This is a genomic window from Ilumatobacter sp. (genome assembly GCF_041688325.1).
In the GTDB taxonomy this organism is placed as follows: Bacteria; Actinomycetota; Acidimicrobiia; order Acidimicrobiales; family Ilumatobacteraceae; genus Ilumatobacter_A.
The window spans coordinates 1-11,692 of the sequence record NZ_JBDNIJ010000166.1 but is presented as its reverse complement, the minus strand read 5'-3'; the positions used below and the strand labels follow the sequence as shown (position 1 = coordinate 11,692).

General features: G+C 59.2%; 9 protein-coding genes. All 9 read right to left on the bottom strand.

The window, feature by feature from the left end:
- A partial coding sequence (locus ACH2EI_RS10565; protein ID WP_395159966.1) for a TetR/AcrR family transcriptional regulator occupies positions 1–778 on the bottom strand: 778 nt, incomplete at its 3' end.
- 27 nt (positions 779–805) lie between these two features.
- Positions 806–2,374, bottom strand: coding sequence for an AMP-binding protein (locus ACH2EI_RS10560; protein ID WP_395159970.1), 1,569 nt, complete (start codon positions 2,372–2,374; stop codon positions 806–808).
- Positions 2,375–2,403: 29 nt separating this feature from the next.
- Positions 2,404–3,999, bottom strand: a complete 1,596-nt coding sequence (locus tag ACH2EI_RS10555) for an acyl-CoA carboxylase subunit beta (protein WP_395154767.1) — start codon at positions 3,997–3,999, stop codon at positions 2,404–2,406.
- A gap of 4 nt (positions 4,000–4,003) precedes the next feature.
- A complete protein-coding gene (locus tag ACH2EI_RS10550) occupies positions 4,004–4,906 on the bottom strand; it encodes an ABC transporter permease (RefSeq protein ID WP_395154768.1) in 903 nt (300 codons plus the stop codon).
- A 10-nt stretch (positions 4,907–4,916) separates the two neighbouring features.
- The gene (locus ACH2EI_RS10545) at positions 4,917–5,858 is read right to left on the bottom strand and encodes an ABC transporter permease (protein ID WP_395154769.1); all 942 of its coding nucleotides are present in this window, start codon (positions 5,856–5,858) and stop codon (positions 4,917–4,919) included.
- 191 nt (positions 5,859–6,049) lie between these two features.
- The gene (locus tag ACH2EI_RS10540; RefSeq protein WP_395159964.1) at positions 6,050–7,456 is read right to left on the bottom strand and encodes an ABC transporter substrate-binding protein; all 1,407 of its coding nucleotides are present in this window, start codon (positions 7,454–7,456) and stop codon (positions 6,050–6,052) included.
- Between the two features lie 363 nt (positions 7,457–7,819).
- On the bottom strand, positions 7,820–8,740 hold the full coding sequence (locus ACH2EI_RS10535; protein WP_395154771.1) for an ABC transporter ATP-binding protein: 921 nt from the start codon (positions 8,738–8,740) through the stop codon (positions 7,820–7,822).
- Positions 8,741–8,856: 116 nt separating this feature from the next.
- Positions 8,857–9,822: an ABC transporter ATP-binding protein gene (locus tag ACH2EI_RS10530; RefSeq protein WP_395159968.1), complete on the bottom strand. Its 966-nt coding sequence runs from the start codon at positions 9,820–9,822 to the stop codon at positions 8,857–8,859.
- 666 nt (positions 9,823–10,488) lie between these two features.
- Positions 10,489–11,460, bottom strand: a complete 972-nt coding sequence (locus ACH2EI_RS10525) for an IS481 family transposase (protein WP_395154773.1) — start codon at positions 11,458–11,460, stop codon at positions 10,489–10,491.
- Positions 11,461–11,692: the final 232 nt, after the last annotated feature.

Sequence of the window (11,692 nt, the reverse complement as noted above, 5' to 3'; positions counted from 1 at the left end):
TCATACGCGATCCGAGGAACCCGCGCTCGGCAAAAACCTTCGTGGCTGCTTGCTCCAAGAGCTCTTGTGTGTTCATACCCCTTGCCGAAGCCACCTCCCGCCCCGAATCCCGGGCATACATCCAGGGGTAGGGAGCGGCTACTATTTGCATCGTCGGCACCCACTCCGGTGAGGCAAGGCCGAGTACGTTGTCCCAAAGAATGTCAATTGTCTCAGTTAGGCCTTCCGGCACCAACCGGTGGCCGCGCAACACAAAGTTGATATAAGCAGACCGGTCGACCATTGCGCTCAATGCTTCGGAAAGTGATCGAGGGTCGTACCGATCATCGATCTGACCTGCTTCCATCATTTGCCCGAATACAGCGCCCAGACGGGGGATGAACCGCTGGTTGATCCCGCGTCGATGCTCCCGGAATAATGGATTGGTAGCGACGTATTGCTCGAGCAAACGAATCCCGAGCGCATTATCGCAATAGGCCGCTAGATAGCGGCGGTTCGCCAGTCGGAAACGCTCTGCTGGAGTCAGGCTCCGCTCGACGGCATCTTGAGCCCCGACCGCCTCAAAGACGGCGTCGAACGACGAGAGCGCCACGGCCTCGAGCACTTCGGCCTTCGAATCAAAGTATCGGTAGAAAGCGGATGGAGAAAGCCCCGACTCTTCGGCGATATCCGTGATCCGAGCAGCGTGTAAGCCCTTGCGCTCGAAGACAACCTGCGCCGCCGCGAGGATCCGCGCTCTGGTTCGCCGGGCCTTTGGAGTTGGGGGAACGTTGGTCACTTCGAAAAACTACCTGAGTTACTTCGGTCACCGGTCGCCGAGCACAGCGTCCCTGTCCCACGTGTCGGATCTGACGCCCTGATCGCGAAGAACGGCCTTTCGCACCTTTTCGGTCGGAGTCTTCGGCAATTCGTCAGCAAAGGCGATGTATCGAGGCAACATGAATCTGGCCATGCGTGGAACTAAGTAGTCATAAAGCCCTGAGGCTTCCAGGTCCGAACCGAGTCGGCGAACGATCACCGCCATCACCTCATCCTCACTCCATTCCGACGGGATGGCAATAACAGCGCTTTCCATGACATCAGGATGAGTGTTGATATCGGCCTCAACCTCCATCGAGGAGATGTTCTCCCCGCGTCTGCGGATCGCATCCTTGCGGCGGTCCACGAAGTAAAAGTTTCCCCCCTCGTCGCAGATGAAACCGTCGCCCGTGTGGAACCACAAGTTCCGCCATGCCTCGACTGTCTTCTCCGGCATGTTCCAGTAGCCAGCCATCTGCACCCAAGGCTTGTCAGCGCGCACCACGAGTTCGCCGAGCACACCGGGTGGAACGAGCTCATCGTGTTCATCGACCACTCTGCACTGGTAGCCCGGTGCTACACGCCCGCAACTGCGGCCATCGACAAGGTCCCAAGACGTCTGAATCGGACAGCTAATCTCCGTCATATTGAAGACGCTCCTCACACGCACACCGAAACGTTCTTTGAATCGATTGACGTCATCGGGCAACGGAGACATGAGTACTTTTTCAAGCGGGTGGTCCAGGTCATCCTCTGACGGCGGCTGCGACTCCAGGAATACGGCTGTCGACCCCATCAGCAACGTGGCTGTACAACCATGGCGACGAATGTCTTCCCAGTACTGACCGGTGTTGAAGACTTCACGAAGAACTACACGGCCATTGGCGTGAGCCATGCTGTGGATTGGCGCCTTTCCAGATACGTGAAAGAGAGGAAATGGGCCGTACCAGACGTCGTCCTCTCCAAAGTCTGCTTCGGGGAAGCAGCCGATCGCCGAAGCCATCGAATGGGCCCACGTGACGAGTACGCCTTTGGAGGCTCCGGTCGTTCCCGACGTATACATGATGGTTGCAATGTCATGAGGCTCCGGCTCGGGCCAATCGGCATCGTTGAACGACGTCACGACGTTCCTCGCTTCCACTACCCTGGCGGCGCCTTCTATCGAGGGAGCGGGTCCGCCCACAAAGATCACGGTGCGACCCTGGAGAGCTTGGCTGGCATCCGCTAACCGCTCGGCGAAACGGACATCCACGACGAATACATCGGCTTTCGAGTCAGCAAGCACATATTCGAGCATGCGTCCGACGTACGCCGTGTTTACTGGTACCTCGATTGCCCGAAGCCGGGCGACTCCCATCCACAAAGCAATGGTCTCGAATGATGTCGGCACAAGGGAAACAACGGTCGACCCCGGCGTGACACCGAGTGCGGCCAGTACACCGGACCAGAGGTCTGCCTTCTCCTGAAGCTCGCCGTACGTCATCCTCGAACCATCGACATGTTCGAGGAAAACTCGGTCTGGCGATTCCTTGGCGCGGCGACGGATCAGAGTGGGCAGGACAATGTCGGACTCCACTGATAACCCTTCGGGAATTGTCGAGTTGCTCACGGGCGGCAGCGACGGCGGGTGCTGTTGAGGTCGGTGGTGGCCAGAAGTGCGTAGGCCGACTCGACCCAATCGCAGAGCATCGGCCGTGTTTCAGCCGGATCGATGATGTCCTCGATCCGGAAGGCCTCAGCCGTTCTGAATGGTGAGCGTATGTCATTCAAACGGCGTTCGATATCGGCCCGCATCGCTTCGGGGTCATCAGCCTCAGCGAGAACCCGCTTGTACGCCGCCTCGAGTCCGCCCTCGATCGGAAGCGAACCCCAGTCGCCCGACGGCCAGCCCACACGAAATCCGTGTCGACGGTGATTCCGGTGAGCGGAACCACCCACCCCAAATACTCGACGGACAATCACGGACGCCCATGGCACGGTCGCTTCGTACACGGCCGACAATGCCCGTGCGCCCTCGCGGATCGCTCCGGTCTTCTCGCTGTGCGAACCGATGAGGATCCCGGGCTGGTCCACAAAATGGACGACGGGGATGTTGAAGGTGTCGGCAAGGTCCACGAAACGTGTTGTCTTGCGAGCCGACTCAGCGGTCATTGCGGATCCGTAGACCTTTGGATCGCCTGCGAGCACTGCCACCGGATATCCATCCAGTCGAGCGAAGCACGTGATCGCGGAACCACCGTAGAGTCGCCCGATCTCGAAGAGCGAGCCTTCGTCGAATACCGACCGCAGGACTGCTCTCGAGTCATACGGGCGGCGGCGCTCGGGCGGAATCATCGTTCGGAGCGCACGATCGATCCGGTCCGGCGAATCACTCGTCGCGGTTCGCGATGGCAAAGTCCAGACGTTCGGGGGCAGAATGGAGAGGACAGTACGGATCTGTTCGAAAGCCTCTTCCTCGGTGTCGACAGCGTTGTCAATCGCACCGGATCGGCAGATCACCTGCCAACCGCCAAGTTCCTCCTTGGTCAGATCTTCGTTCATGCCCTGAGCCACGACTGCAGGACCGGCCACGAACATCTGCGACTGCTCCTTGACGACCACTGAAAAATGGCTGGTCACCATACGCGCCGCTCCAAGACCGGCCACGGGTCCGAGCCCCGCTGCTATGACTGGAACTCGCGATAAATTATCAACGACATCGTCCCATGCCGGATTTTCCGGTATGTACGTATGCCCTATGTCCTCAAGCGACTTTACACTGCCGCCACCGCCGCTCCCCTCGATCAGGCGGACACACGGGATCCGCAACTCGCCGGCCATACGCTCGAAGTAGATGACTTTCTCCGGAATCGATGCGTCAGACGAGCCACCGCGGACCGTGAAGTCGTCGCCGCCCACGGCCACGCGCTGACCGTCAATGCGCCCCTGACCAAACACGAAGTTTGTGGGGGTGAACTCAAGCAGCTTCCCCTCCTCGTCGTACATCGCATTGCCCGAGATACCACCGATCTCGCGGAAGCTTCCTTGATCGAGTAGACCTGCAAGACGCTCGCGGATAGTGAGCCGACCGTTGTCGTGTTGACGGGCGACACGCTCGGCGCCACCCATCTCGGCGGCTGCTGCACGGCGATCCTCAAGGTCGGCCATCCATGGCGGTCGTAGCTCGGCGGTCTCGGCCGGTTGCTGGTTCGTATTGGTCATCGGGTTAGCGACTCCTTCTGGTGATTGGGTCGAGCAGGACGCGCAACGTGTCCCCGAGGGTGTTGAAACACAGAACCGTCAGCAAGATGGCGCCACCGGGGTACAGCATCTGCGTTGCATCGTGGTACATGTTGCGATAGGCACGGCCGAGGACTGACCCCCAACTTGACTGAGGGGGCTGAACTCCGAGTCCGAGGAAGCTCAGACTGGCCTCGGCGATGAGAGCAACCGCGAGGGTGAGCGCACTTTGCACGATCACTGGCTGAATTGAGTTTGGAATGATGTGGCGAAGAACAACCTCGCGATGGCGGGCCCCATACGACCTGGCAGCCTCAACATAGAGGTCGCCTTTCACCGACATGACCTGTCCACGCATCAAGCGCGCATAGATGGGCGCCAGAACGATACCCACAGCGATCATTGCGTTATTTACACCCGGGCCGAGGGCCGCAGTGACAGCGATGGCCAAAATGATCGCTGGGAACGACATCAGTGTGTCGACCACTCGCATGGCGATGTCGTCGAACTTGCCACCCAAATAGCCGGTGAGGACGCCGATAGGAACACCGAGGACGGTGGCAACGATGACGGCCAGAAATGCAGCAGAGATCGACACTCGTCCGCCAAATATCACACGCGCCCACATATCGCGGCCGAGGTCGTCGGTTCCGAACGGGTGATTCCAACTTGGCCCTTGGAGGGTGTTGACAAAGTCCTGTGTCTCGGGGAGATGCCAGGTGATGAGCGGCGCCAAGGCCAGCATGGCACCAAGTAGCGCGAGGAAAGCGATGGCTGCCGCCGCCGCAGGTTCTCGTCGTGCCCACTGAAGAAACTTTCGAAGGCGGGAAGCTTGTGCCGCCTCATTGGATAATCCAGGCTGTCTCGCGGCGTTGACTGTCGTGGTCATGTTGGGCTCCTCAGGTCCGGATCCGTGGATCAATCAGCCGGTAGGAAAGGTCGACCAGAAAGTTCACGAAGACGACAATCACGACCATCACCAAGACGACGCCTTGGACGACGGGAAAGTCAAGGTTGAACGTGGAAGCAACGATGAGGCTTCCCAATCCTGGAATGCCAAAGACTGCCTCAATGACGACGGTTGCTCCGAGAAAGCGATTGACCAGCAGACCAAAGGTCGTGGCAATCGGGATGCCAGCGCTCCGCAGGCCGTGGACCCACATAATTCTATTCTCGCTGAGGCCTTTTGCCCGGTGAGTACGAATGAAGTCTGAATTCAGAACACCGATCAGAGCACTTCGCGTCTGCCGTGCGAGTTCGGCGGCCCCGACGGCTCCGAGGGCTATGGATGGCAGCAGGGCGTGCTGAACTGCCTGCCAGGGATTCTCCGTAATGCCGACTGAACCAGTGGCCGGCAGCCAGTCCAGCTTGAGACTGAACACCGCCACCAGCAGCATTCCCAGCCAGAAGTTGGGCATCGCCACGCCCAGAGTCGAGATGCCGGTGATCACGGAATCGCTGAGCCGTTCAGCGCGGCGGGCCGCCGCAACGCCGAGAGGCAGCCCGATCACCAGGGAAAAGATGAGTGCACCAACAACGATCGTGAGTGTGGCTGGCATTCGACGGGTGATCTGCTCAACGATCTCACCCTGGTTCAACAATGATGTACCAAGGTCTCCTTGGAGGACGCCCACAAGCCAGTGGATGTACTGGGCAAAAAACGACTCATTGAGCCCGAGCTGTTCGCGAATTGCATCCAGACGCTCTGGCGTTGCGTACTCACCGGCGATCACCACCGCGGGGTCGCCAGGGATGAGTTGGAGAAGGGCGAAGACGACGAACGATGCAAGCAGCATCGTTGGAACCAGGGTAACTAGTCGTCTGAGAATGAACCGACCCATCTCCGACTCCTTTCATTTGTCCGTATTGCGTTCCGATAATTTGGCGTGCGATGTGAATGACGCACCGCTCCCGTCCCACGAGCTCAGGGGATTTGGTCGGGGACGGGGCAGTGCTGTCAAACTCTGGTGGTCAGGTCAGCTGCCAAAAGGGCAGGCTCACCCGGACCTGGTTCTGCTGGCTATTCCGTGAGTCAGATGTAGGCAAACTTCGGCTTGGCCAGAAGGTTCGGGACATATCCCTGCACGGTGTCGCGGTAGACGGCAAAGTCGGGCGGGTAGGCCAATGGGACGTACAGCGCTTCGTCGGCAATGATTCGTGACGCTTCGCCAAAAGCTTCAGTTCGCTCACCCTGATCAGAGACTGCTCGGGTCTTTTGAAGCGCTGCTTCGAGACCTGGCGCCTCGTAGGCGGCGGCGTTGAAGTACCCGCCCATGCCGAACAGCAACGAATAGGTGAGCGACGGATCGGGACGACCAGTCCACGCTGCCAAGTAGGCGTCGTAGTTCTTATCGTTGAAGAAGGCTGCAGTCGCCTGCGGCACCTCCGTGGCCGTGATGTTCATCGTCACGCCAACATCTGCGAGCTGCTGCTGGAGGACCTCAGCGCGGCGAACGTCCGGATCAGCTGTCCAACCGACAACTTCGATCGTGAGTCCATCGGCATAACCCGCTTCTGAAAGCAGTTCACGTGCCTTCTCCGGGGTGTAGCCATAGGTCGGAACCTGGTCAGCAGGGAATGCCCAGTGCGCAGAAGGGATGGGGTGCCACGCCACTTCGCCGGTACCGAACTGCGTAGCCTGGAGATACGAGTCACGGTCGATTGCGTAATTCATCGCCTGTCGGACACGAACATCATCGAACGGTGGACGGCCATTGTTCGTGTAGAACTCGTAATGAAACAAGCCTGCGCTTTGGTTGTTGACGATGCCATCTTCGTTCTCGACCCGTGCAAGCTGGGTTGGGTCAACGTTGAACGTGAAGTCCTGCTGACCGGAAAGAACGGCATTGATGGCGGTGTCGCGGTCGATGATGATGCTGAACACAATCGAGTCGAGGTGGGCGGGATCGCCCCAGTAGTTGTCGTTCCGCTTGACCGTGACCGACTCGCCGGTCAGCCATTCGTCGAACTGGAATGGCCCGGTTCCGACAGGATTCTGACCGAAACCATCCGGGTCGGTGTTAAAAGCTGTTGGTGACACCATCATGCCGGCGCGGTCAGACAAGATCAGCGGTAGCGCCGTATCGGGCTGAGTCAGGTTGATCTGCACGGTGTACTCGTCGACAACGTCCACGGTGTCGACGTTGATGAGGTCGCCAGCGATGTTCGATTTCTCCCATGTCTTGGATCGCTCAAGGTTGGCCTTCACGGCCTCGGCATTGAAGGCGGTGCCATCGTGAAAGCTGACTCCCTCGTTCAGGTTGAGTACCAAAGTGGTTTCGTCGGTGAACTCCCACGACGAAGCGAGACCAGGTAGGGCCTCAAGTGTCTCGGGCACAAAGTTCACCAAGGTGTCGAACATCGGATACAGGTAGATGTGGTCATATCCAGAGTTGCCTGCGGCCGGATCAAGTGTGGTCGGTGCCGTAGGGTGGGCCACTCTCAGCGTCCCACCTTGTACCGGGTCGCCTTCAGCGGGGGTTTCCGCACTCGTTGAATCTCCGCCAGCCGAACTATCTGTGTTTGCGTCCGTGTTTTCTGTGTTCGCGTCCGTGCTTTCTGTGTTCGCGTCCGTGCTTTCTGTGTTCCCGTTTGTGGTTTCGCCACCGTTGGAGTCGTTAGCTGTACTTCCGTCGCTGCCGCACGCGACAAGCAGGACGCTGACGGCAACGAGGGCAGCCAGCCTGGTACTGCTCTTACTTCGTACGACTTTCGTTGTCTTTCCTAGCAATGAAGTCTCCTTTGATGATGGTGTTCACAGTGAATCCGCACCTGCCAGGGCCTTATCCCCGGCACGTTCCGGCTAACTACCGACCGATGTACGGCCAGAATTTGACGCTCCGAGTTGGATCTGGCCCGCAAAATGACAAGCCACCCAGTGGCCGGGTGACACCTCCCGCCATTCAGGAACCTCGGCGGAGCAGCGGTCTTCGGCATAGGGACATCTCGTCCGAAAGCGGCACCCGCTGGGAGGGTCGATGGGACTGGGAATGTCACCTTGAAGGTGCACCCGCTCATTGGTCCGGAGATAGCTCGGGAGCGCCACAGGTTGCGCCTTGATCAGCGCATCCGTATACGGATGCGCTGGATGATCGATGATCTCATCGATCGAGCCCAGTTCCATGAACTGCCCGAGATACATGACGCCTATCCGATCGGCGATGTGTGCCACCACGCTCAGGTCATGTGTGATGAAGAGGTAGGCAAGACCGAACTCTGCTTGGAGTTCGGCAAAGAGGTTCATGATGTCCGCCTGCAGAGCCACATCAAGTGCCGAGACTGGCTCGTCACAAAGCATCAGATCAGGCTGAAGCGAGAGTGCCCGGGCGATCGACACCCGTTGCTTCTGTCCCCCCGAGAGCTCGTGCGGGTAGCGCTTCGCATGGCTCTCGGTCAGACCGACGCGTTCGAGGAGTTGCAGGGCGTGCTCACGTTGGTCAGCGGTGCAACCCACTCTTTGAACTCGCTGCGGCTCGCAGACGCTTTGCCAGATAGTCATCCGAGGATCGAGTGCGGAGTGCGGATCCTGAAACACCATCTGGATATGGCGTCGCATCTCACGGCGCTGAGTCATCGACAGATCGAAAACTGATTGCCCTCGGAACCACACCTTGCCCGCTGTCGGTTCGACGAGCTGAGCGACAGCCCGACTCACGGTCGACTTGCCGGAGCCTGACTCTCCGATCACTCCGAGTGTTTCACCCGGGAAGACATCGAAACTCACACCGTCAACTGCGCGGACCTTTGATTTACGTGATCCGCTGACCGGGTAGTGGACTTTAAGGTCCTCGACCCTCAGCAATGGCTCCAGGGTCGAGACTCCATTCATGGCCCCGGCAGTCACTGCACCGCTCCCGCGAGCTGCAACTCATCATGGCGCCAGCAACGCACGCCGCGACAACCAACCGAGCGCATCGGCTGATATTCAGCGCAAGCCTCTTCTGCGAACTCGCAGCGGGCCATGAATCGACATCCGATGGGCATCTCGGCCAGCCCCGGCACCCGACCAGGGATTGACCGGAGCTTCAGGCCCCTCGTCTCAACCCGCGGGATTGCCTGCAACAGAGCCGATGTATAGGGATGCTTTGGTTCGCTCAACAGGTCATCCACAGGCCCGTGCTCAACGGCCTCACCGGCGTACATCGTGATGGCACGCTGACAGGACTCGGCCACCACCCCGAGATCGTGCGTGATGAGCAGAATGGCCATCCCGGTGTCGCGGTTCAATTCCAGCAGCAGATCAAGGATCTGCGCCTGAATAGTGACGTCCACAGCAGTTGTGGGCTCGTCAGCGATCAATAGACGTGGTTCGCACACGATCGCCAATGCGATCATCACGCGTTGGCGCATGCCACCTGAAAGTTGGTGCGGATACTCGCCGTAGCGACGCGCTGGTAGCGGGATTCCCACCTGTTCGAGTGCTTCGATCGCCGCCACTTTCGCTGCTTTGCGAGACATTTTTCGGTGAACCCGCAGACTCTGCGCTATTTGATGGCCCACAGGGAACAGAGGATCAAGCGCCGTCATCGGCTCCTGAAAGATCATCGCCACGTCGCGGCCACGAATTGACCGAATCTCTTTCGGTGACAGCGACAGCAGGTCAATACCGTCAAGCAATACCTGCCCTTCGACGACCGCTGGCGGCGACTTTAGCAATTGAAGCAACGAGAGAGCTGAGACCGATTTACCACTTCCGCTCTCACCCACCATCCCGAGTGTCTCGCCCGGAGCAATAGTGAACGAGAGGTCGCGAACCGCCTGGACATCGGTGGTGCGGTTGCGAAAGTAAACGTTCAAGTTTCGCACCTCGAGCAACGGTCGAATTCCACCGTCTTTCGATGCTTGCAGGTCCTCGGAGATGGCTAAACCCGAGCCACGAGATGGCAATGCCATTCTTATCTCCCCTCTTTCGTTTCAGTCGCTGGCCCCCAGACGACGTCTCCAACACTCGCGAGTTGTGAACCTGATGTCAAGTGTAATTTTGGATTCCACGGAACGTCAGCGGCTCGGTCTGAAGGAGATCGAGGCCGTGAACACGCGATCGAAGCGTCACTGGCCGAGGCCGAGCGGGAAAACTCATGTTGCGAGGGATCGCTAAAGACTTGTCCACAGCCGTTTATCGGCCCGGGCGCGGTTGGAATACCTGGCCTGATCATGAGCTTGACCACCAGCTGATTGTCGGCGTGTGCCGTCACAGTTTGGCCAAACTTCGACCTGGACCGGAACCGAACGCTCCCCAAGTTGACGAGAAGCTCTTTGCCCGCTCTGGCAGAAACCGTCATTGATGTTGACACCGACAATCACGCCGCACCAGCCCTGAACGCAGGTACTCAAGCATCAATCGAACGATCCACCGTCAATGCCGACCCGACGACGACGAGGCGCTGCTGTCGTTCGCTGGCCAGAATTCAGGCCTCCGGTGTGGGCGATCCAAGACGCCAACGGCTGCGGCCCGGGTCTAGCTGTACTCGGTCATGAGGTTGGTGACAGTCGGCTGATGGGTGTTTGACCTTTGAGTCCGTGGTGTCGCCGCTGGTGGTTGTAGCGGTGCAGGAAGTCTGGCAGAACCGCTGAGCGTGCTGCGTTGGTCTCGTAGATCTGTCGGTAGGCCCACTCGGTTTGCAGGGTCCTGTTGAAGCGTTCGACCTTGCCGTTCTGCCATGGGCAGTGCGGTCGGATGAACTTGTGAGAGGCGCCGATCCCGTCGATCAGCTCGGCGAGACGGACCGTCTTTCGGTAGCTCCAGTGGTTGTCGGTCATGACCCGTTCGATCGTGATCCCGTGACCTTTGTAAAACTCGATGGCACGCTCGAAGAACCCGGCGCAGGTCTCGCCCTTCTCATCGTCGTGGATCTCGGAATACGCGAGACGTGTGTGGTCATCGACGATCGAATGGACGTAGTCGAAACCGATCTTGGCTTTCTTCTTCGCAGCGGTGGAGCCCATCTTTCGGCCGTGGGCCTTCCAGCCGCCGCCGGGCGGGATGCGCCCGAGTTTCTTGACGTCCATGTGAACCAGTTCGCCCGGCCGGTCGCGTTCGTAGCGGATCGCGGTGGTCTTGGACGTGCGGATCACGTCACCGGTCAACGGGTCGCACTCGAACAAACGGGGGACGCCGTTGCGGCGAAGGATTCGAGTGATCGTGCGCGCTGGAACATCAACCTCGTGACACAGTTGGTCGGGTCCGCAGCGATGCTCACGACGCGCTGCCAGCACCTGTTCTTCGACCTCCGGTGAGGTCTGGTTCGCGATCAGATGCGGGCGCGACGTGCGGTCATGAAGACCATCGACGCCTTCGGCATCGAAGCGGTCGCGCCACTTCGTTGCGCACTGACGAGAGACGCCGGCGGCCTTCGCGACGTGCGAGACGGGCTGGCCGTCTTGGATGCGTTCAACGAGCAGCAGGCGGCCATGGATCGTGAGTCGGGCATTACGGTGAGACATGAGGACCTCTCGGTTTTTGTGAAGCGGCAAACTCCACATCAGCCGAAGGTCCTCACCTACGTCAAACCGTCACCAACGTCCTGGCCGAGTACATCTAGCAGCAATACCGTTCAGTTAGTACTTCAGTCGTGTAGTTTGGGTGGATGCCTCGTGCTGGTTGGGTGAAGCCGGAGTCGCCTCGGCGGTTGTCGGATCTGGTGTCGGTCGGGTTGATGACGCAGGTGTTCCCGCC

What these genes read in the sequence shown, in the direction of transcription:
- ACH2EI_RS10550 (WP_395154768.1), bottom strand. Translation starts at nt 4,906, where the DNA reads ATGACCACGACAGTCAACGCCGCGAGACAGCCTGGATTATCCAATGAG.
- ACH2EI_RS10555 (WP_395154767.1), bottom strand. Translation starts at nt 3,999, where the DNA reads ATGACCAATACGAACCAGCAACCGGCCGAGACCGCCGAGCTACGACCG.
- ACH2EI_RS10525 (WP_395154773.1), bottom strand. Translation starts at nt 11,460, where the DNA reads ATGTCTCACCGTAATGCCCGACTCACGATCCATGGCCGCCTGCTGCTC.
- ACH2EI_RS10545 (WP_395154769.1), bottom strand. Translation starts at nt 5,858, where the DNA reads ATGGGTCGGTTCATTCTCAGACGACTAGTTACCCTGGTTCCAACGATG.